The organism is Legionella jordanis, from assembly GCF_900637635.1.
In the GTDB taxonomy this organism is placed as follows: domain Bacteria; phylum Pseudomonadota; class Gammaproteobacteria; order Legionellales; family Legionellaceae; genus Tatlockia; species Tatlockia jordanis.
The window spans coordinates 597246-619820 of the sequence record NZ_LR134383.1 but is presented as its reverse complement, the minus strand read 5'-3'; the positions used below and the strand labels follow the sequence as shown (position 1 = coordinate 619820).

The following is a 22575-nucleotide window of genomic DNA, read 5'->3' as shown; positions in this document are numbered from 1 at the left end:
TCCGCTTTCAAGACCAATATTACTCGGTTAAAGACAACCGGGTTCTTTTGGCTCCTTACTTTTTATCATCCTGAACTTCTTCAAATTCAGCATCAACAACGCCCTCATCAGCGGGCTTGGCACTTTCATCTGCTTTTTTGCCTTCAGTCTGAGTTTGATTTTGAGCCTGGCTCTCAGCCGTCTTCTTCGCATAGACGCGCTCGGCCATTTTGCCAGACACATTGGTCAAGACTTTCAGCTTATCTTCGATTTGGGCCTTGTCATTTCCTTTAATGGCGTCCTTAAGTTCAGCAATGGCTGACTCAATGCCGCTTTTCTCTTCCGCGGATAATTCAGCTTCTAAATCCTTCATGGATTTTTCACTGCTATGGATAAGACTGTCTGCCTGGTTGCGAAGATCAGCCAGCTCTTTAAATTTCTTATCTTCATCAGCGTGAGCCTTGGCATCCTTAATCATGTTTTCCACTTCTTCATCACTCAAACCGCTGGAAGCTTTAATGACAATGGATTGGGCTTTGCCAGTGGCTTTGTCTTTAGCGGAAACGTTTAGAATACCATTTGCATCGATGTCGAAAGTCACTTCAATTTGCGGAACTCCGCGAGGTGCAGATGGAATGTCCGTTAAATCAAAGCGACCTAAAGATTTGTTTGCTGAAGCTTGTTCACGCTCGCCTTGCAACACATGGACCGTAACGGCAGTCTGATTGTCATCAGCCGTTGAGAACACTTGATTCGCTTTTGTGGGGATGGTTGTGTTTTTCTCAATGAGCTTAGTCATTACACCACCCAGGGTTTCAATGCCTAAGGAGAGAGGGGTCACGTCTAAAAGCAGAATGTCTTTGACTTCACCGGACAATACTGCAGCCTGAATTGCAGCACCTACGGCTACTGCTTCATCAGGGTTAACGTCTTTTCGGGGCTCTTTACCAAAGAAATCTTGTACTTTCTTCTGGACCAGAGGCATGCGCGTTTGGCCACCCACCAGAATGACTTCATTAATTTGAGAAACATTCAAGCCGGCATCTTTCAATGCGATTTTGCAAGGCTCAATAGAGCGGTCAATCAAATTCTCGACCAGGGATTCCAACTTGGCCCGGGTTAACTTAATGTTTAAATGTTTTGGCCCTGATGCATCCGCAGTAATATAAGGCAGGTTCACATCAGTCTGTTGAGCTGAGGACAATTCAATTTTTGCTTTCTCAGCGGCATCTTTCAACCGTTGTAAAGCCAATGGGTCTGTATGAAGATCAATGCCTGAATCTTTTTTAAATTCAGCAGCCAAATATTCAATAAGTGCAAGGTCAAAATCTTCACCGCCAAGGAAAGTGTCCCCATTGGTGGCTAGCACTTCAAACTGGTGTTCGCCATCGACTTCAGCTATTTCAATGATGGAAATATCAAATGTACCACCGCCTAAGTCATAAACTGCAATGACAGAATCGCCACGTTTTTTATCCATACCATAAGCAAGAGCTGCAGCGGTTGGTTCGTTAATGATGCGTTTTACTTCCAAGCCTGCAATTCGGCCAGCGTCTTTTGTCGCCTGGCGTTGAGAGTCGTTGAAATAGGCAGGGACTGTAATTACCGCTTCCTTCACTTCTTCACCAAGATAATCTTCAGCAGTTTTTTTCATTTTGCGAAGCACTTCTGCAGAAATTTGCGGAGGCGCTTTATCTTGTCCTTTGACGCGTACCCAAGCATCACCATTGTCCGCTTTGACAATCTTATAGGGAACCATTTTGATGTCTTTTTGAACAATAGGATCATCAAAACGGCGGCCAATTAAACGTTTGACAGCAAATAATGTATTTTCAGGATTAGTGACAACCTGACGTTTAGCAGCTTGTCCAACCAAAACCTCGCCGTCATCGGTAAAAGCCACGATGGAGGGGGTAGTACGATGACCTTCACTGTTTTCAAGGACTCGTGGTTTGTCGCCTTCCATTATCGCCACGCAGGAGTTTGTCGTACCTAAGTCAATTCCGATAATTTTTGCCATTTGTTCTTGCTCCAATGTAGTTTATTGCAATGTTACTCATATGGGGCTGCTTCGCTAAATTTCAAGTCAGTCGCATACGAGGCGGCGGAGTGCCTTGGGTACTAACTATTACTTTTCGCCTTGGCGACCACCACGCGCGCCGGACGAATAATACGATCATGCAGTTTGTAGCCTTTTTGAAATACAGCAAGTACTGTATTGGGTGAAGCATCAGCTGTCTCTTGCATGGACATGGCCTCATGTTCTTGTGGGTTAAACGGTTGGCCCTGGGGATCAATTTGCTCAACTTCATGTTTTTTGAATACATCAAGCAACATTTTCATGGTTAGCTCTAAACCCTCATGCATGCTGTTATTTTGCTCTTTTTCTGACAGTTGTAAGGCTTGTTCAAGACTGTCTGCTACAGGCAGAAGAGAATTTAATAATTTTTCACTACCGTAGCGATGTGCATTAGCCACATCTCTCTCAGCCCGACGGCGAACATTTTCGAGTTCGGCTATGGCGCGTGCAGCTTTTTCCCAGTTCTCATGGGCCTTTTGCTCAGCAGCGGTCAATTGCTCTTCGAGTTGACGATAATCGGGGTGCTCCAGAGCTGCCTCGTGAGCACCGGCATCGCCTTCTTCATCACTGTCTTCGTCAAAGACGTTTTCATTCACTTCTGTCTCAGCGCCATGTTCCTCTTTGATTTTTTGCCATTTTTTGTTGCTGTCTTCGCTCATGTAAACACTCCCGAATAAATGGATGCTTTAACTGGGGTCGTTTTCTAAAAATTCAAGACAAAAAAATTATTTTTCTTCAAAACACGTTTAGGAATACAGGGATTGCGACTTAAAGTATGACTTGCGTGAACTGTTCATTGATCGCATACTCGGTATTATAGATGGACAAGAGGTTTTTTTGTATGCAGTGGTCACCTGTTTCCTGGCAACGCTTTACTTATGAGCAAGCGGCAAATTATCCTGATGAGAATCAATTAAAGAAAGTGGTTGAGCAATTAAGCCAACTGCCTCCTTTAGTTACCAGTGGCGAAATAAAAAATTTACGACAAGCCATCGCCAAGGCAGGACGCAGGGAAGCCTTCATCCTCCAAGGAGGCGACTGCGCCGAATCGTTCAGTGAATGCCGTTCCGACATCATCAGCAATAAACTTAAAATTCTGCTGCAAATGAGTCTTGTATTGTTGCATGGGATGAGAAAGCCCATCATTCGCATTGGGCGTATTGCCGGCCAGTATGCTAAACCCCGTTCCTCCGACTTTGAAACCATTGGAGGACTAACTTTACCCAGTTATCGCGGAGATTTGGTTAACTCACAGCAGTTTAATGCGGACTCGAGAATTCCAAACCCCAAATTAATGCTGCAAGGCTATAGCTGTGCAGCCATGACTTTAAACTTTATTCGCGCACTTCTAGACGGTGGCTTTGCTGATTTAAACTACCCTCATCGTTGGGACTTGCGCTTTGTTGAACATTCACCGCAAGCTGAGGAATATCATGAAATTGTTCGTGCCCTTTCTGATGCTCTAGCATTTATTGAAACCATTGGCGGTTTGAGGGACAGTACCTTAAATAAAGTAGATTTCTTCACTTCCCATGAGGCCCTGCATCTGCACTATGAACAAGCTTTAACAAGACAGCTGCATGATGGCTCATGGTACAATTTATCCACGCATCTGCCCTGGATAGGAATGCGTACCGCTAAATTAGAGAGCGCCCATGTGGAGTTTTTGCGTGGCGTACAAAATCCCATCGGTTTAAAAATTGGCCCTAGCGCAAGCAAGGAATGGCTGCAAGAGGTCATCCATATTCTAAACCCCAATAAAGAAGAAGGACGCTTGTTACTCATAACAAGACTGGGAGCCAAACAAATTGGCCAACTGCTCCCCCCTCTCATTGAGACGGTACGAGCCAGCAACTGCCCAGTAACCTGGTCTTGCGATCCCATGCACGGAAATACGGAAACAACTCCCGATGGCATAAAAACAAGGCACTTCGATAACATCTTGTCTGAGCTAAGCCAAGCGGTAAAAATTCATCGAGAGATGGACAGTTATTTGGGCGGAGTGCATTTTGAACTCACAGGCGATAACGTTACGGAGTGTATTGGCGGAGCCCGTGGCTTGAATGAAGATGACCTAAAGCGCGCTTATCGCAGTCTTGTGGATCCACGGCTGAATTATGAACAATCTTTAGAAATGGCATTGCAATTAAGCCGGATCTGAGTTTATCCGGTTTAAATAAGTCTGCCTCCTAGCACCGGCTTAAGGCAGACATATTAAACGGATTACAATCCAAATTTGTTTTCCTGCCGCTGTGGCCTTGATGAATCAGAGGTCGATGGCAGCTTGAAAAACCGTTCTGTTTCCCCTTGATCAACCTGGTTCTGATTATTGCTTGCAGGCAGATGTTGCACATTTAAATTAGACGGCTCTCTCGACGGTCGAGTTTTTGCGATATAGAGTAAAGAGATGTAATGTTGCATGTCCTTGGCAAATGATTGGTTCAGGCTTTGCAGTTTTTTCAATATAAGCCCTCCTTCCTCTGTGGATATTAATTCATCCCAGGCTGAGATCTCTTTATTGTTGGCCGGCCTCATCAGCTGTTGAAAACTGATGGTTTGGGCCAATTCGGGTCTGGTTTGCAGCAAATCCGATAACAATTTACGGCCTACTTCACTGCTGCATAACCAATATAAAGGAGTAGTACCCTTCAAACCGTTAATGGAACTTGAGGTTACTCGAAGTAAATCGTAATTTGTAAGTTCTTTTAACCAATCGTTAAAGTGGCACATTGAATAAAACACCCGAATTCCAACAGGGGAAGCAATTAGGTTAATCCAGGCACAGTCATTTTCCTGCTCATTATTTACCTTTGTGACATCTTTCCACGTGATGTCTAAAATATTTTCTTTGATTTCCATAATGTTTTGGTTGTTGGCTAAATGATGTTCACAACCCAACCACATCCTACTTAGGATCTGCTGCCCTGTTAAGGTTTTACTCAGCAAAAGAAAGACGGTATCACCTTCATTCACATAAGGAATTTCACGTAATACATGAATAGAGAGGATGAAGGGGATTTGTTCAAAATGTCGTAAAAAATTCAATAACAAATTCATCCTGTGCAGTTTAAAAAAAAGTGAGCCTCCTTCCCTGGGAAGATGTTTTTCCAAGTTAATAGCAATCATTTTGAGGTAATTTATATTGGAATGTGCGACGCGAGCGAGTATATCCATGCTCTTAGCCGTTTGTAGCAATTTCAGGAAGACACAGGAATCATTAATAACTGGTTCAAACAAAAATTTCTCCGCCATGGGATGTTTGAACAAATCCATCAAATTCTTTTCATTGATACTCGTACATTTCGAACTGTCTATTTTTTGTTCGTCATCCAAAATCATTATATCAATTAATAATTGTTCAATGTTGGATTTTGCGTTGCATTCTGGCGTAAGGATTCTGACTTCTTGTGGATGAAGTTCAGTCTCATCCAAATAAGTGAGCCGCGTTTGATCTTGTTCGGGATTAAAAGGCTTTAAGCCTGTGGGGCTTATGTAATCGCTCAGTTTCTTTTTAGACTCAGCCAGTTTATGTCCAAGCTCTGGATTCTGCTGCTGCAACCATTGAATGATCTGTCTTCCTTTGTCTGAATAATTTAGAAATTTAAGGGGTGGGGGACTGTATTCAGAAGCGCTGTTTAAAACATTGAGCAATAAGTGTTTGAAACGGATGGTCTTAGCTAATTGCAAATTGTTTTGCAGAATAAACAGGAGCAAATCTTGCCCCCTTAGACACAACCAATATAAAGCGTTACTTCCCCGAATTCCCTCAACTGAGGGGTAACTGATTTGCAACAAGTCTTCAAGCTGTAAATTAAGTAAGAGCCTCTTATTTTTGGAAAACAAAGCTTTAAGTATTAGCAAACCAGTATCTGAAGAAGCCAGTTGTATCAATGCACTATGGGCTTCAACCTCATTGTTTTTCTGGATTAAGTCCTGGATGCTTAATTCCTCAATCAGCGGGGAATGTTCAATCGTCATCCCACTTTTTACGGAGTCTTCCGGATGTTCCACAATCAGAGCTTTTAGAATTTGACAGCCTATTGTCGTTTTACTAAACAGAAATAACCTGGATACGCCATCAACAGTACCTCGAAGATAGTCCACGGGCAATTCAAAAGCGAAATTAGGCACGAGTGTAAGCAGCTTTAAAACGATAATTTCCCAGGGAATGATTGTGGAATTTGCATTAATTTTGCCAAAATTTCGCGCTATTAAGGCCATTCGATGTCTATTGTCCCTGATGACGTTTGCAAGGTTATCCATCCTCCAAGGGATGGAAATCAGTTGCTTAAACAAACAAGATTCCGCATAGTCATCAAACAGAATACGCTCTGCCTGTGGGTGTACAAAAAGATTTAAGAGATTTTTCTCAGTGGCATTTTGCAATAAGCTCTTTCTATAACGGTCGAGCTTACTCTCAGGATTTGAATGATTCAAATTTTTTGATTCAGCATCCGGTTTTTTACTGCCTGACTCCTTTTTTTTCCTAGTTCGCTCGCTTGACTCATTTTGCGCGTTCACCGCCAAATTTTCGTAGCTCCCATACAGTGAGTTCGACTGTTCTGCTTTGGCAGTTTTTCCGAGTTTTTCTTGTCTGATGTCATTGGCCTGCTGCATTTTACCCATCTGTTCGAGCCGCTGAGCTTCTCGTTCCCAATCGTTCTCGCTCTTGCTTTCTACTATTTGAATGTCTGCTCCTGGTTTTTGCTGAATAGCCTGTTGAATCAAGCTGATTAATTTTTCTAATTTATGAGAAGCATTTTGTATAATGAACAAATTTTTTCGGGTGCGTGTAAAACAGGTAAATAGTTGGTTAAATGGAGGACCAAAGCTTTCATCTCCTTTGGCGTGCTTAGGTCGATGCACCGGATTGCTTAGATGTCCCATTCTGGCCAAATAAGCGTTTGCCCGATAAAATTCCTCAGTTTCGAGCAAACGGTAAGCAACAACTGAATCGTATTCTAAACCTTTGATTTCGTTTGCCGTAAAAACCAAAGGGGTATTGAACAGTTTTTTGGCTTCATTCACATACAATTCGGAAGTAACTACAGCAAACTTCGTGGATTGCGCCGCTTGTCTTAAGCTTTCCATTTCATTTTCCGAATTAGTCGCTAACCACTGAATGCTCCCTTCTTCTTTCTCCTGGCTGGTGGCACTGAAGCTGACGAACTCCCGCTTATCGGCTAACCCCCCGGTTAAGTTATTTTTAATTTGGATTATCTTATTGGCAAGTTCCACAACTACAGGTGGACAGCGATGGGTCAAATCCAATTCGAAATAGCTCATTTCTGAGTAATTACTCTTTAACCCGAGCAGAAAAGGCAGCTTGGATTTGCTATCTTTCAAGCTTTGATGGCTGCCGAGGCAGTAGCAAATTTGCTCATGATCTGCTGCATGCAGCAAGACTTTAAGTTGTTGATGTGAGAAATCTTGCGCTTCGTCTACAATGAGGATACCACAGCTTGCGTTTACTGATGACTGATAGAATGGAGGAAACAAAGCATTATTCCGCTCTAAATAAGCCAAATAGGACTGATAAAGTTTTAACAGCCATTCTCGTTGAGTGATGTCCGCTAAAAGACTTTGCTTTTCACCAAGCTTGAGATAATCATGGGCATCATAGGCCGCTAAAATACGAAGTTCCTGATAAATACCGACAAAATCCCCCAACAGTTTTTCGTCAAAAGTTATTCTCTTGGCTTTTAAGATGGCCTTAAAATTTTTGCAATACAGTTCGAGCCATTGAAAAAAATGACTCTCATCCACCAGTTGTTTCTTCCTGGCTTCAGCGTCAAATTGCATTAAGAACTCACGGTAAGTCAGAAATAAGGCCCTGCCTTCTTCCAATGAAGATTCAGTGGCCATTGCTGCAAAATTGCTTTTTAGCGTCTCGGATTGAGTGACGTAAACAATTGGACCAGACAACTGTTCTTTTTGTTTTACCGCTTGAATCAATAGCGACCAGGCTACACAGGATTTTCCTGAGCCGGGAGGGCCACTTACAACCATAGGCAATGAGGCTTTGCGAATGGTCTGCTGCCTGTCCGTTAGTTCAAGATACATTTGGTTGTAGTATTCAAGGCCAATGTATTGCAGTGGCTCGTTATTTTGCTGGGCCAATGGGATAGACTCATTCAGTCTTATAAATTCTTCGTCCAGTATTTTCCCTGTGAATTGAGACGAATGTGATTCTAAATAATTTGTTAAAACCGCAGGTTTTAAAAAGCGGCATTTCTGATAGTCATGATTTAAAATGACATCCAATAATAATAAATAGGGTTTTTTCCCCAACCACACTGTGGTAAATAACAGACGATCACTGTGATTGATGCGTGCGCTATAAATCCTGTGGCCTCTTAGTTTTTTTAAATCCAAATCAGCGGCTTGATAGTCTCCACGGGCTATTTTAGCTATGGTTTCTATATAAGGTTCATATCGTTCTTTGTCTCCAATGAGACCTTCCCAAAAGTAAACTTTAGTCACCGCAACCTCAATTGATTAAATTTTTGGCAATGTTAGTTCTTGTTTGCTGGCTAAGGTATGGGTAAATTTACCCAAGAGATAAACACATTGAGAATTTTGAGCTGTTTGGCTATTTAGAGTATTGATGCTTTGCGGAAGCTGCTAATTCAGGACGGATTTTAAGTGATCCAAAACTCTTTGTTCTAACCAGTAGACAGGAATCCCAGGGATGTTGCCGCTGATGAAACCCACGTGGCCTCCTGTAGGGCTTAGTTCCAAAACCGTATCTTCAGAGAGCTCTTTAGGCGTTGGCACCACATCTGGCGTCATGAAAGGATCATCTAAAGCATGAATAATCAAGGTTGGTGTTGCGATGTGATTTAAATAATAGCGTGAGCTGGATTCTCGATAATAAGTATGCACATTGGGAAAACCATTTAAAGGCGCTGTGACGTATTCATCAAAAGTCCAAAAGCATTGCCATTTTTGGAAATTTTTGAGCGCCTCAGGCAAGCTGTCCCCATACACCGCCATTTTTTGCTCAAAAACAGCCTTTAAACCCCTTAGTAAATAGCCCTGATAAATACGGGAAAAGCCTCGGCTGACTCGATCTGCCACCAAGCGCAACTGGAAAGGAACGGAAATGGCCACAGCCGTTTTTATGATGGATTGTTTACCCGTTTCTCCAAGCCATTTAAGCAACACATTCCCACCTAAGGACACACCAACGACGGCTTTTTTGCTGTTGGGCTCGCGCTTGGCAATCAGGTTAAGAAAATAATTTAAATCGCCGGTGTCTCCAGAATGGTAGGCGCGTGGAAAACGATTGGGATCTTTACCGGCCCCACGAAACAACATGAGAACCGCACGCCAGCCCATGCGGTTGATGGCCCGCATGAATCCACCTACGTAGGAGGATTGTATTCCTCCCCCGAGGCCGTGCAATAAAACTATCAATGGAGCGTCTTTAGGAAGGGCATTGTTCGCCCAAGCTAAATCAATAAAATCCCCATCAGGCAATTCAAGGCGTTCTATTTCGTCCACAGGGGCTTGAATCCGCCGGGTTAAGGTGGGAAATACGGTTTGCGCGTGTGAATTTGACAGCCACCAAGCGGGTTTGAAGGTACTGTCAATGATCATAAATTATCCTCCGTGATACTTTGGACTTAATTCATGTACTGCTTCAATCATAGCACTAACATGCTCAGGAGGCACATCGGGCGTGATTCCATGACCTAAATTAAACACATGGCCCTCACCATGGCCAAACGATTCCAGCAGCAATTGAACATGATGGCGGATGCTTTCAGGGTTAGAAAGCAATACCGAGGGATCAAGATTTCCCTGCAAAGCCACCTTATCCCCCACCGCTGCACGAGCCAGGCCCAAATCGCAAGTCCAATCCAAACCCAAAGCATCACAGCCAGTCTGGGCCATGGATTTAAGCCATTGTCCCCCACCTTTCGTAAACAGGATAATCGGAATATGAGGGTATTTTGTTTTAAGGAACTTAACAATTTCTGCCATGTAATTTAAAGAAAATTCTTGATAATTATTGGTTGTCAGGATTCCGCCCCAAGTATCAAACAGCATAACCACATTGACACCAGCTTGGATTTGCTGCTCTAAATAGGCAGTTACAGACTGGGTCAGTTTAGCAAGTAATAGGTGCATGCTTTGCGGCTCAGTGTAGAGCAGTTTTAGAGTCTGTCTGAAATCACGACTGCCGCCCCCTTCCACCATGTAGCAGGACAAAGTCCATGGACTACCTGAAAAACCAATGAGAGGCAAATCTTTAGGCATTTCACGGCGAATTAAAGTGACAGCCTTCATCACGTAATCCAAATCCTGTGCTTTGGGTATTTGCAATTGATTGATGCCATCAAAATCACGTACGGGTTTGCGAAAAGCCGGACCTTCTCCCTCAGTAAAATACAGCTCAAGCCCCATGGCATCAGGGATGGTCAAAATATCAGAAAATAAAATAGCGGCATCCAACTTAAACCGTTTCAAAGGTTGCAGGGTTACTTCACAAGCCAAATCAGGGTTTTTGCATAAGCTTAAAAAATCACCCGCTTTTTCTCGGGTCAAACGATATTCAGGAAGGTAGCGGCCTGCTTGGCGCATAATCCAAACAGGGGTTCTTGGAACAGGTTTTCGTTTCAATGCACGAACAAGCAAGGATTCTACAATTTCTGTTTGCATAAGTTATCTTTTTCGTCTAATGGTGCAACGATTCTAGCATTGTCACTTGGAAAAGACAGGCTGAGTTCAAAAATAAGATTATTATTCTGAACAAATTGATTGGTATTTTTACCATCTCTTAAGATTACTTTAATTTAAACCGATTAAAATGAGGCCACTGCAACCCTCCATGAGTGATTATGGAAACGAACGAACACAAAAGAGCCGGAGACCAAATCCGCATCGAGACCATGGGCAATCCTTACCTTTTTGGCAGCAAACATCTCCTGCCTCAAAAAGACGATGTCCTTAAGCTTAAAATGATGCAAAACGTCGATGGTATTCCAGTACCTCTGGATTTGACTTTAAGCGCTGGAAGCGTGGTTGCCCTGGCAGGGGACTATTATACTTCCCCAGGTTGGGGTCTTGAACTGTCAATACCTTCCGGGGAACACGGCAGAGGCCATAAAAAAGTTTTGAATGAACCAGTAAGCGATAAAGAGCGTTCTGCATTTCTTAAAGCTTATGCTGATTTAGCCTCTCCAACCGTTAGTGAACAAGACGTTGAAGAAATCTACAGAATTGAAAAAACCACCTACATTCCTTTTTTTAAATCTTTAAACGGTCTTTTCCAACAGTTGGTTTACTCCTTTAAAGTAAAAGGCTATAGCGAAAAGCTCAACAACAATGAAGCCCATTTCTCTCCGTGGTCTGCCAGAGCTTATGTGGTAGGACATCAAAATGCCCTGGATATGGCCGAACTTGCTTTTAATTTTCACAAATTGGCTGCATCCGAGGTCATCTCACCAGCTGCTTTCGAGACTCTGCAATCCATTTTGCTTAGAATTAAAGAAGATCCAGTCAAATACAAATTTACCGGGAAAGAATCAGACCAAGAAGTTTGTACAGAACTGGGACAACGCTATCATGCAATGGCTGTAGCCCAAAGTTTATTTGCCAATCACTTTTATTCCGATCATTATGCCGGTGGGCATTTGAGCCGGATTGGTGTCTTGAGAAAAACCATGCCCGAGCGTTTTGGCATGTGGGGCAGCATTCTCATTAATAATATGCACAATGAGGACAATACCCGCAGTGTCACAGTGACTAACCCTCACCAGCCTAGCATGAAGGACTGGAAACGGCATCAGACTTTAATTATGCCTAAAACAGTGGATGAAGCCTTTGGAGATGGAACTTACTTCCTAAAAGGTAATGACAGCAATGGCGACATGTTGGTTAATGGAATGACCAACTCCTTGGGAGATATTGCACGCTTATTGAAAACAGGGGAAAAACCCAAGAGAGCCAATTTTGGCGGTTTTTGTTTTTTGCCTGAAGTCGATTATCAAACGACGCAAAACCAACCCTTACTTCTCATCGGAGACGATGGCGAAATTTACTTCCGCTCAAACATCAAAATCAGCAAGTTGCTGTCTCCCAGTGAATACCATACTACTTTGGCTAATCCCCGCAACAATGGCTATGAAAGGCTCACCGGGTGGCAAGCCGTTCTATTGGTAATAAAGCTAAGGCTATTAGGCTTTATTTATTCGCCCGTAGTGGAACAAAAACCTGTAGATGAAATGGCTGTGAATTCAGCAGAACAAGAGCCTCAATCCCTGAACTCCACTCCATCCGATTCACCTACACCATCAGCAATAGAAAACGATGAGCCGATTGGAGCATGGCGTCGGCCAACAGAAAGCAGAATTGAAGCTTGTTCGGCAACCCTATACCACCAACAATCGCCGCGAGAGGAAAGGCACCAATCCAGTCAAACTGTTTTACTAAAAACCCCTAGCTAGGGATTAAGAGGGGTAATGGATGAAGCGGCTGCTAAGCTAACAGTAGCCTCATCCATTTTATGGTGCATGTAAGCTAAGCGCATGGCCAGGGAGCCGTCTGGATTAACTTCGTTAATGGAGTCGATGTAATCTTTTAATTCCTTTATTACAAGATGGACATTCTTGCCATCTTGCAGTTCTTGTATCGCTTCGCGAATCCTCTCCTGATGATGTCGGTTCCAATGTCCTGTCAGGAATAACCCTAGTGAGGGGTATTGCCAATTCTGCTTGTTATAATCAATCAGCAATGACAAAACATTTTCTTCAAAACTGTTTCCATCCTGCCATAAATGCTTGTAGCGAATATGACTGATAACCTCGCGAGCTCCCACCGCATTTAAAAAAGCCACCTGCTCTTTGGAAAAATTATATTGAGCAGGAAATCGGGCATAATGGTAAAGTAATTGTTCAGCTTTGTTGAAATAATCAATAGGTTGTTGTTCCAGAAACGTTTGGATATCCTCAGATTCGACTTTGGCCAAATGACTTAACACAATAAAAATTGCTAGAAATTTATTGGCACTTTGCTGGGAGGCCAGCGTTCTATGTCCACTCGTTATCCGCCTGGTTACTGGACATATGAATTCAGTTTCTCCCAGGGACCGATTATCTCTCACCAGTTTATTATGATGAATGAGATTAATTTCCGTTTGTAAATAAAAGAGGTATTCGTAAAATTGGCAGAGATCCCTGACAGCTTGCTCGAAATCCTCCTCCTTTTGCAATACATTGAGAAATTGCTCTATATGCGTTTTGCTTTCATAATCCAAAATACAGTAAACACGAAACAGCACCGAGCGAATTTCCTCAGAAAAATAAAAAATTTTTGAAACATAAATTAAATTTTTAAGGATCTGTATAATTTTTTCAGCGCTTAAGTTTTTTAAAGTTAGCAAAAAATTCTTATATTTTTCCTCTGCATCGCTTAGTTGATCAGCGTGCTTTAAAGCCACAAAGAACCCGGTTTTGTCTTCCTGCAATTCTTTTAAAATGTTACGTGAAACCGAATTTTGATGCAGATATTCAATAACTGCTGCCTTCGAGAATAAACGCGGGGTTGCAATCCCACCATCTGCATAACAAACAAATACAGGGTCATTTGGAATCGATCTTGTGGCAGGATCTATAAGCAGAGTTAATTTTTCCTTAGCAGCCTGTTGGTATTTTATTAGGTTAATCTCAGTAAGAAGAGACATGATCCAATCCTTATGGCGTGAAAGCAAAGGTAGAGATGTTTGTTCTTTTTAAACAACCAACTTCAAGCAAACTAGAAACAGCATAACTTTTGATAAAATACTAATCAAGTATTGCGTTAAGCATTAACTTAATGTGTATGTTCAAATCCTGAAGCATTATAATTGCATCCAGCTTGTCAAATAGTCCTTTTATTCGGGATTGCCCTTCACAAGGCAGCTTGCTATGCTTGGGCGGTTCTAAGCCAGATTGTTAAATACCATGGATCTCTTACAAATCAAAAATCTTCAGGTTAATACTCGGATTGGCGTTCATGATTGGGAACAGCAGATATTGCAGCGACTATCCATTGATGTTTCTATTCCTATAGATTGCAGCACTTGCAACGATGATCTAGGCGGTACCATTGACTATGCCCAATTATGCACTGAAATCACCGCTTACGTTGAATCTTCATCCTTCCATCTGATTGAAACTGCGGCCAATTGCATTGCCGAACGAATAAAGGCAAATTTTAACATTTCGCAATTGACCGTTAGTGTCAGTAAGCCCCACGCCATTAAAAATGCCGGAGATGTGCGAGTTACCATCACACGCTAGGCATATAAGTTTCAGTTTCCTCATAATTCAATGTTGGACTTTCAAATTCTGGCCTAATTGAATTTTCTTCTTGTTTTTCTATAACATGGACATTCAAATGGCTATTTTGATTAAGATGCCTGTTAAAACAGCAATAGGATTCCTGGGTAACGGCAGAGGAGGAATCCAATGAAGGCAAAGGTAGAGGCTGTGTTTTAAAGCGATAGGCATTAGCCAAAATTAATGTGGTTTGTAGAATCATCAGGGCTACGCCGACAGCAGGGTTAAGAGTAAAACCAAAAGCCAATAACAACCCACTGGCCAAAAAAACAGAAGCCAGATTATAAAACAAGCTAAAACCCAAATTTTGTTTAATATTACGAACCGTTTGTTCTGCCACGTTAAACACATTCACCACAGGTAAAAGTGAGTCACCGTGGATAACGACACTGGCTTGCTGCTGCGTCACCTCATCCCCTGATTTGGATCGGATTGCAATTCCAAAGGTAGCAGCCATGGCATTGGCATCATTGGCCGCATCACCAACCATAGCCAATTGGTATCCCATATCTTTCAATTGTTTAATAAACCTTATCTTGGAATGGTCTTCACTGTTCTCAGAAAAACCCATACAGCCATAGGCCACATTCGACAATGGAATCTTGGCTTCAGCCGCATAGGCTTCAGCGGTGGTTTTGTGAGCACCGGTGCAAAGAAAAATCTTGATGCCTTTCTTCCTCAACAGTTCTATTGTTTCAAGAGCTCCGGGGCGAAAAGGATCAGTAATAATGGTGTAACCCAATAGTTTGCCATCTCTAGCAATATAGCTTAGTGACTCTCCGGCCTTAACCTTGTATTTTTCATGAACCAGGCTGAGATCAATTCCATATTTCTCCATAATGCTTTGATCGCCAATAATGATCTCCTCTTCTTGCTCGGAGTCCAATTTGCGAATGGTCGCCCTGATTCCAGAGTGGTCTGAGTTATCGCTCTGTTTAATGAACATTGGTTTTCTATTCTTTTTAACCGCAAACTCCCATATGGCTTTGGCTACTGGGTGTGGAGCATTTTCTTCAACAGCAGCCAAATAACTGAATAGCTCCTCTTCAGTAGTCAATTGAGGATGGAACGCATAATCCTTTACTATTGGAATACCTGTGGTTAATGTTCCATTCAAATCAAATACAATGGCATTAACTGCATTTGCAGCCTGCAACATGCGAGCACTACTAAACTGCGCCCCTTGTTCTGCGGCCTTTTTGATGCCGATTTTCACCGATAAAGGCGTAATCAACCCCAAAGTACATGGGCATGCAGCAACTAAAACAGAAATGGCGCAATTGATAGCAATCGCCAGGGGAAAGAACATACTAATTATTAGGGCGGAGAACAGAGCAATAAGCAGAACCGCAGGGATGAAGTACTGCAATGTTTTGGTGGTGACTTCCTCGATTGGAGCCTTTTCAAATTGGGCCAATTCATTATTGCGATCCAATCGATGCAGATGCGAATAAGAGCCCACTGATATTACTTTTAGTTTGGCTTTAGTTGCCATACGGCTGTTTGCAACTACAGTGGTGCCTTTAGGCACAGTAATATTTTGATTCAAGTCTTCATTAAAGATTAGGCATTCTTCTTCAGCAACAGCATCAACAGGGACCACATTCCCCGCTTCTAAAGACAAAAAGGCGTCACTCGCTTTGATGTGTGCAACAGGAGAGTCCTCCGTCAGTTGCATCCCCGCATATAATTTTCTTCCCGGTTTATACAGGCTTGGCAAAAACGAACCAGTAATAATGCTGTCATACAGCAATACATCGTTCAATGGCTCACCATCAATTGGTACAACATCACCCGGTTTTAAAATGATGATCTCCCCCGCTTTGATGGAGCGTAGCTTTTGTTTAATAGAACTATTTTCTTCCAGGACATCGACCTCCATAGGAAGCCGGTCTGTAAATTTTTTCTCAGATAACCAACTCTTTGTCAGCTTATGTTCAATCGCCAAGCCAAGATGGCGAAATCCAAAAATTAATAAACCTGCTTCGAGCATCATTGGTAGCCAGGGAAATGCAAATGAGGCGAGAGAAACAGCAATCACCGTAAGCGTACTGATGGAAAACAGAGTATCCATCGACATTGAACCGTTATAAAATAATTTTTTAATCGCTTGATAATAAAAAGGCGCTCCTAAAGCCAAAGTAAGCAAACTGCTAGTTGCGCTGATTGCAATCATCACTGCAAGAGATAAACCACCGCTGGCAAGCATTGATACAATCATTAAGGCAATGCCAGTGCCAATACCGATTCCGCCAAGCAACCAATGATGACTGTAGATTTTTTCAAATAGGCTGACTTGCGTGACCTTTCTTGTTTCAAGAGAATGATCTTGCATGAGCTCTTCTTTTTCAACAAGACTGTCTTCCACAACCTCTCTGCATGAAAACCCGGTGTCTTCGATTTTTTGCATCAGCAGCTTTTTTATTCTGGCAGTCTTATCCTGGGCTTTAACCTGGATTTTTAAAATTTTTTCTTGATGATCCAAATGGTGGGATTCAATGATTAAGTTGGTCTCATTTTGAAAATCTTCAGCCAAAAGTGCCTTTAAAATGCTTTGCACGCAGCTGTTACAAGTAATATCTGGAATGTAAAATTGATAAATTAGGGACATTTGTTAACTCTCATAAGCTATTAAATAGAATCTTGTTCCATTTGGATTGAACTTAATAGGCATGATTTCCTCATGCAGCTAACCATTTTCCATGCTCAGGCATTTAGTTTACGCAACATTCCTCGAATTCGCTCCGTACGTGCCACTGCCATCTGCACCCTTTCGGCTTCCACTTTGGAGGAGAAAGGACCGAGAATCACCCGAAACCATCCTCCTTGCTGCGGAGGAGCCGCAACTATGCTTACATCAAAGCCTCGTAAGGTCAGAACTGCTTTTAAACGCTCGGCTTCCTGACGGCTTTTAAAAGATGCCATCTGCAGCAGATAAGATTCCTGTTTTTGAGTGGCAAGCTGTGCTACAGGTCTGGCTTCGGCAACCGGTACGGAAGTATTTGAGCGCAAATTTTTTACATCATTAGCTGTGGATTGAGCAGGAACATGGGCAGTTGCTGAAACACTAGCCGCAACTACCGCTTGGTTGGCTGCTGTATTCGCCGGTGGCTGCGCAGGTTTTGCGGGTGTTGCAATTGACGCCCTGGGTAGAGTATTGGAAGCAGTAGGCACGCTATCTTTAGACAACAAGGTATAAAATTCAAACTTCGGCTTTGGAATTTCATCTTTTCTGGCATTTACTTTTGCCTCAGAGACAGCTTCTTCTTGAGCCAGAACATTTTTATGCAACCAATTGTTCAAACTCGTATAGTCAAACACATTGGCAGTGATATAGCCGCATAAAAATGCAGCTAAACTCCATGCAAATTGCTTTGGAGTATTGCTTTTTTGCCTGCTTGGCCTTCTTCGTCCGTAATCCCTTGCCATTACATACTCTCAGGAGTTGATACACCGAGAAGCCGTAATCCATTTCTCAAAACCTGTCTTACAGCCACCAGTAAACAAAGTCTCGCACTTCTTAATGCCTCTTGTTCGCACAACAGCGGCACCGCATTATAATAGCTGTGCAAACCATTCGCCAATTCTCTTAGGTAATAAGCCACTTGATGCGGTTCACAAGCCTTAGCAGATGCTTCAATAACCTCTGGATAACGGCTGATTAGGGTCAGCAAATGGCTCTCTTGAGGTTCTTTTAATAACTCTATACTGTCCAGTCCCAGTTTTTCATCCCAGCTCAGCCCTCGTTCCTTTAATTGTCGGAGGACTGAACTGATGCGTGCATGGGCATATTGCACGTAATAGACGGGATTGTCACTGGATTGCGATTTGGCCAGATCCAAATCAAAATCCATATGCTGTTCTGGCTTACGCAAGACATAAAAGAAACGAGCGGCATCGTTGCCCACTTCTTCACGTAATTCCCGTAAAGTGACAAAGGAACCACTTCTTGTGGACATTTGCACACGTTCACCACCTCGATAGAGAATCGCAAATTGCACCAGCAAAACATCCACCGCGCTTTCGTCATGTCCAAGCGCTTTGACGGCGGCCTTAACTCGAGTGACATAACCATGATGGTCAGCACCAAAAATATCGATTACCCGGTCAAAACCCCTATCGTACTTATTCCAGTGATAGGCTACGTCGGAAGCAAAATAGGTGGTATGGCCATTTGCCCGCACCAAAACCCTGTCTTTTTCATCACCAAAATCAGTGGCTCGAAACCACAACGCACCTTCTTTTTCAAAGATGTGACCGCCATCCTTTAAAGCTTGAATTCCTTTGGCAATAGCACCACTATCCAGAAGTGATTGCTCGGAGAACCAACAATCAAATTCAACTCCAAATTCAGCCAGGTCTTCACGAATGTCAGCCAAAACCGAATTCAGCGCGTGCTGATGGAATAGTTTAAAACCACTCTCACCCAATAATGTTCTCGCACGTGCAATCATTGCATCGATGTAGACTTCCTTATCGCCCCCATCTGGTTCATCCGCAGGCAAATCCTGCCTAACCATAGACCATGATCGTTGAAAGTCTTTGCCATACTGCTCAACCAATTCTTGAGCGATAGCCATTACGTAATCGCCGCGATAACCATTTGCCGGGAACAGAATCTCTTCCCCTACTAGTGCCAAATAACGAAGCCACACGCTTACGGCAAGAATATTCATTTGTCGTCCGGCATCGTTTACATAGTATTCACGACTGACATCAAATCCGGCGGTTTTTAAGAGATTGGCTAAAGTTGCGCCGAATGCGGCGCCTCTGCCGTGGCCTACATGAAGAGGACCCGTTGGGTTTGCAGATACATACTCAACGATTACTTTTTTGCCTTGACCTAAATTACAGTGACCATATTGCTCCCCTTGCTTAAATACTTCTGTAAGCACTTGTGAGCGGGCATCATGATGCATGAAAAAGTTAATGAATCCAGGGCCTGCAATTTCAATCTTTTCGACTTCGGAATGTTCTGGCAAATGCTTAAGGATCAATTCAGCAATTTGGCGAGGAGCTTGTCGGCAGGGTTTTGCAAGCAACAGCGCCAAATTACTGGCAAAATCTCCATGATCACTGTCTTTGCTTCGCTCAATTTTAATCTCAACATTGAGATCTTGAGGAATGACATCAGCTTCTTTCAAAGCCTGAATAGCCTTAGCGAGTAATTGTTCAACAGTGGATTTCATAACATTCGTAGGTCGTCAAAAAACAGCTATTATGCGCTTTTTCATATCAGATGCAAAGCCTGAATCCCACAAGATTTCATAATGGCAATTTACAAGACGGTACTATAAGAGGCAGAGAATACCCAAGCTTTACTTTTAATTGTAAAACTCTGCTAAGAGGCTGTATGCAGCTTAAGAAGCACAAGCAGGATTTCATTCATTTTCTTATTCAATCGGACTTTTTTTAAATTTTCTTACGACTGTTTGGGTTTGATTATCAATGATTTCCCCATGAGTTCGACAGCAGCTGCCATGACCATTATCATAGGTCAACATCCATATATAAAGTTCTTCGATATCATCGCCTGATTTCTGAGAAACCTCTTCCTTCTCATAATAAATCTTTGCCGTATACTGGTGGTTCATGGCTTGTCCTAAAATCTTCTGGACTCACCAGTAAAGATAGTCGTTAAACGAGGCTCTATCAACCTGAATAAGCCAAATATTCCGTGAAATAACGACAAGGGATTTAGCACTATAATAAAAATAAGGGGATAAGCTAAACAGGAGGTTAATTTATGCACGTTTCATCCATTGAATCCTCCGTGAATCAAACTTAAAAATGGTTGCATGAATTTAAAGATTTTGGCGAATTTCGCAATGAATCTCAATGTTATGCCGTTTTAAGAGCGATATTGCATGCCTTGCGGGATAAATTACCTCCCGAATTGTCTGTGAGTTTGGCGTCGCAATTGCCCTTAATCCTGAAAGGCGTTTACTATGATGGTTGGAATCCTACTCGTCCACAAAATACAACCAGAGGATTTGATGAGTTTATTCAACCCCTCGCCGAAGAACTTGCGGCGGTAGATGTTGATGATGCCCAGGACGCGATTCGAGCAGCCATACAATTATAAATCAGAAATTAGAGCCGAACTTAGCCGAAAAAGTATTCAGGGCATTGCCGGAGAAGCTCCGCAGGGCATTTGAAATTTAAGACAATCATTTAAAGACCGCGTCACCAGAGTGTATCTACTGTGGATTACCTAAATTAACAGCAAGCTCTTCGTCTTGCCCATGGGACTGAAGCTTGTTTTTAAATTGTCTTTTAGCCCAGCACGCGGCTATGGCCATTTGGGTCATACTCAAGGCAGACTTCTCTTTTTTACTTTCAGGATTCGGTTCAATCGTTTTATTTCGATTCTGAGCACTTAATTCCTTTTGCAGACTACTGATTTTTTTTGAAAGCTTCTCAATCGTTTTTTCAGTATCCTCTGTTGGCCCAGAGGCGAGTTCAGCTAAGAACGGGTAAATAAATCTTATAGAACCGGCATTTTCGTCCCGTTCTCTAAGTTTTCTTTGCTCCAGACACAATGCTTCGGTTTGTTCAATCCGGGTTGTTGGCGGCAGATGGGACAAATTCCTCTCAATGATCGAGCGAATACTATGCGCATCGGACATAAGCTGCTGCATAACTTTTAGGAAGGGATGTCCCTTAAGCTCATTAGACTTTTCCTCACAAAAGCTGGTCCACAGGGAGCGACATTTTCCCAAAACAAATCGATCATTATGATGTTGCGTGGCATTGAGCAACCCCACACTCCATCGCAACAGGAACTCATAAGCCTGATAACCTTTTGAAAGTTCGCAAACACTCACTTTATCGCTGATGCATTGTACTAGCAGCGCAAGAGAAGCTTGTTCTTCTACCGATAAATTGCAAAAAATAAAAATTTGCCGCACACAAGTTACCGGTCTAAAACAAAGGAATTTAGTCTCAAAGCCCTTAAGCACATTGGATAACTTATTAGTTTTATCTAATTCACAGTGAAGAACAATCAAAGAGCTTATCATTTTATGAACAAAAAGTAGAATTTGGGGTTATTATGTTAATTAATTTAAGCAGCTTGCGCAATAAATATCTTGATGCAATCACTTCGACAGCAACAGCATCCCGTGCTAAGTTACTTTCATATGAAATTTTCTATATACAGCAGTACTTAAACAGCAGTCAGGGGAGATAGTCTATGGGAGTTCGGGTGTTTTTTGCCGTAAAATTGGTTGAACCAATCTACAGCATAATAGAAACTGTACTACTCAACTTACAACAAAAACTCTCAATTCCCATTCGCTGGAGTGCGGCGGAAAACCTCCATGTTACCTTGGCTTTTCTTGGCCAAATTGAAGCGGAGGATATTGAGCGTCTCATTCAGTATGCTTCTTTAGAATTGGAAAACCAAAGGGCCTTTTATCTAAAATTCCAACGGCTAAAGCTTTTTCCAAACAAAAGGCATCCGCGCATTATTTCACTGGGTGTGGCGTCAAATCCGAATTTAAATGCCATGGCTGCCGGTCTCAAACAAGCTATCCTGAATTTAAATTACAGCATTGAAACGCGTCCTTTCCGTGCCCATCTGACACTGGGACGAATTAAAAACGTGCATCCAACAGACGATCTTCTGGAGCCGATTGCCTTGCCTTTTATTCCTCCGATGCCGGTAAAAGAAATCCATTTACTAAAGAGCCGGCCAAGCCAAACCTGCTCAGACTATACAAGCTTGGCGCAGTTTGCTTTAAACTAGAAGTAGCTCAATTTTTAGGACAAATGTATGACTGTTAAAACAACCACCTATCAATACCATCACATGGGCATACCCACCAGCGAGGTCAGGGAAGGAGAAAGATACAGTTCATCCTTTAAGATGTATACCAGTGGCGGACAAGAAAGTGAGTACCGCATTCAATACCATCGTTTCGAGAAAGACTGCCCTCTCCATGCGCTAATTAAGAGCAAACCCCATGTGGCTTTTAAAGTAGACAAGCTTGAGGAGGCGATTGAAGGAAAGGAAGTCATACTGGGACCTTATGAGCCTTTTCCTGGTTATAAAGTAGCGATGATAGCCGAATGCAACACCCCCATTGAATTCATAGAGACTACTTTGACTGAGGAAGAAATTTGGAACAGTGATCATAACAACTCAGTCATCTACCCAGAAGATGAAGTTCGTTAATTTTTAAGAGA

17 protein-coding genes are annotated in these 22575 nt (G+C 42.5%); 6 read left to right on the top strand and 11 right to left on the bottom strand.

What is annotated here, in order from left to right:
* Positions 1-55: 55 nt before the first annotated feature.
* Together dnaK and grpE are read right to left on the bottom strand one after the other, a co-directional pair.
* A complete protein-coding gene (dnaK, locus tag EL203_RS02950) occupies positions 56-1999 on the bottom strand; it encodes a molecular chaperone DnaK (protein WP_058470592.1) in 1944 nt (647 codons plus the stop codon).
* 101 nt (positions 2000-2100) lie between these two features.
* On the bottom strand, positions 2101-2718 hold the full coding sequence (gene grpE, locus EL203_RS02945) for a nucleotide exchange factor GrpE (RefSeq protein WP_058470593.1): 618 nt from the start codon (positions 2716-2718) through the stop codon (positions 2101-2103).
* Positions 2719-2900: 182 nt separating this feature from the next.
* On the opposite strand from grpE, the gene EL203_RS02940 reads away from it, so the two are divergent.
* Entirely contained in the window at positions 2901-4220 is a 1320-nt protein-coding gene (locus EL203_RS02940) for a 3-deoxy-7-phosphoheptulonate synthase class II (RefSeq protein ID WP_058470594.1), read from the top strand.
* A 62-nt stretch (positions 4221-4282) separates the two neighbouring features.
* On the opposite strand, the gene EL203_RS02935 is transcribed toward EL203_RS02940, so the two are convergent.
* The 3 genes from EL203_RS02935 to hemE all read right to left on the bottom strand — a co-directional run bounded on the left by EL203_RS02935 (position 4283) and on the right by hemE (position 10726).
* Positions 4283-8542 carry a DEAD/DEAH box helicase gene (locus tag EL203_RS02935; protein WP_058470595.1) on the bottom strand — a complete coding sequence of 1420 codons (4260 nt, stop codon included), beginning with the start codon at positions 8540-8542 and terminating at the stop codon, positions 4283-4285.
* Positions 8543-8683: 141 nt separating this feature from the next.
* The gene (locus tag EL203_RS02930) at positions 8684-9661 is read right to left on the bottom strand and encodes a hydrolase (RefSeq protein WP_058470596.1); all 978 of its coding nucleotides are present in this window, start codon (positions 9659-9661) and stop codon (positions 8684-8686) included.
* 3 nt (positions 9662-9664) lie between these two features.
* Entirely contained in the window at positions 9665-10726 is a 1062-nt protein-coding gene (hemE, locus tag EL203_RS02925; protein WP_058470597.1) for a uroporphyrinogen decarboxylase, read from the bottom strand.
* Between the two features lie 179 nt (positions 10727-10905).
* Here hemE and EL203_RS02920 point away from each other — a divergent pair, with 179 nt between their 5' ends.
* Positions 10906-12513 (top strand): hypothetical protein, encoded by a 1608-nt coding sequence (locus tag EL203_RS02920; protein ID WP_058470598.1) that lies wholly within the window; start codon positions 10906-10908, stop codon positions 12511-12513.
* Here EL203_RS02920 and EL203_RS02915 read toward each other — a convergent pair.
* Positions 12510-13748 (bottom strand): DUF5617 domain-containing protein, encoded by a 1239-nt coding sequence (locus tag EL203_RS02915; RefSeq protein ID WP_058470599.1) that lies wholly within the window; start codon positions 13746-13748, stop codon positions 12510-12512. The genes EL203_RS02920 and EL203_RS02915 overlap by 4 nt on opposite strands.
* Before the next feature lie 259 nt (positions 13749-14007).
* Here EL203_RS02915 and folB point away from each other — a divergent pair, with 259 nt between their 5' ends.
* Complete coding sequence (gene folB / locus EL203_RS02910; RefSeq protein WP_058470600.1) at positions 14008-14346, top strand: dihydroneopterin aldolase; 339 nt, start codon at positions 14008-14010, stop codon at positions 14344-14346.
* On the opposite strand, the gene EL203_RS02905 is transcribed toward folB, so the two are convergent.
* From EL203_RS02905 to EL203_RS02890, 4 genes are all read right to left on the bottom strand, one after another.
* Positions 14336-16996, bottom strand: coding sequence for a heavy metal translocating P-type ATPase (locus EL203_RS02905; protein WP_058470601.1), 2661 nt, complete (start codon positions 16994-16996; stop codon positions 14336-14338). The genes folB and EL203_RS02905 overlap by 11 nt on opposite strands.
* Positions 16997-17091: 95 nt before the next feature.
* Positions 17092-17814 carry an SPOR domain-containing protein gene (locus EL203_RS02900; RefSeq protein ID WP_058470602.1) on the bottom strand — a complete coding sequence of 241 codons (723 nt, stop codon included), beginning with the start codon at positions 17812-17814 and terminating at the stop codon, positions 17092-17094.
* A complete protein-coding gene (gene argS / locus EL203_RS02895; protein WP_058470603.1) occupies positions 17814-19574 on the bottom strand; it encodes an arginine--tRNA ligase in 1761 nt (586 codons plus the stop codon). Before argS ends, EL203_RS02900 begins: the two co-directional genes overlap by 1 nt.
* Positions 19575-19778: 204 nt before the next feature.
* Positions 19779-19979, bottom strand: a complete 201-nt coding sequence (locus EL203_RS02890) for a hypothetical protein (protein ID WP_058470604.1) — start codon at positions 19977-19979, stop codon at positions 19779-19781.
* Positions 19980-20179: 200 nt separating this feature from the next.
* Here EL203_RS02890 and EL203_RS02885 point away from each other — a divergent pair, with 200 nt between their 5' ends.
* Positions 20180-20470 (top strand): DUF2267 domain-containing protein, encoded by a 291-nt coding sequence (locus EL203_RS02885; protein WP_058470605.1) that lies wholly within the window; start codon positions 20180-20182, stop codon positions 20468-20470.
* Positions 20471-20585: 115 nt separating this feature from the next.
* Here EL203_RS02885 and EL203_RS02880 read toward each other — a convergent pair whose 3' ends face one another.
* Positions 20586-21407: a hypothetical protein gene (locus EL203_RS02880; protein WP_058470606.1), complete on the bottom strand. Its 822-nt coding sequence runs from the start codon at positions 21405-21407 to the stop codon at positions 20586-20588.
* Positions 21408-21580: 173 nt separating this feature from the next.
* On the opposite strand from EL203_RS02880, the gene thpR reads away from it, so the two are divergent.
* Together thpR and EL203_RS02870 are read left to right on the top strand one after the other, a co-directional pair.
* Positions 21581-22135 carry an RNA 2',3'-cyclic phosphodiesterase gene (gene thpR / locus EL203_RS02875; protein ID WP_058470607.1) on the top strand — a complete coding sequence of 185 codons (555 nt, stop codon included), beginning with the start codon at positions 21581-21583 and terminating at the stop codon, positions 22133-22135.
* A gap of 27 nt (positions 22136-22162) precedes the next feature.
* Positions 22163-22564 (top strand): hypothetical protein, encoded by a 402-nt coding sequence (locus EL203_RS02870; protein ID WP_058470608.1) that lies wholly within the window; start codon positions 22163-22165, stop codon positions 22562-22564.
* Positions 22565-22575 lie beyond the last annotated feature (11 nt).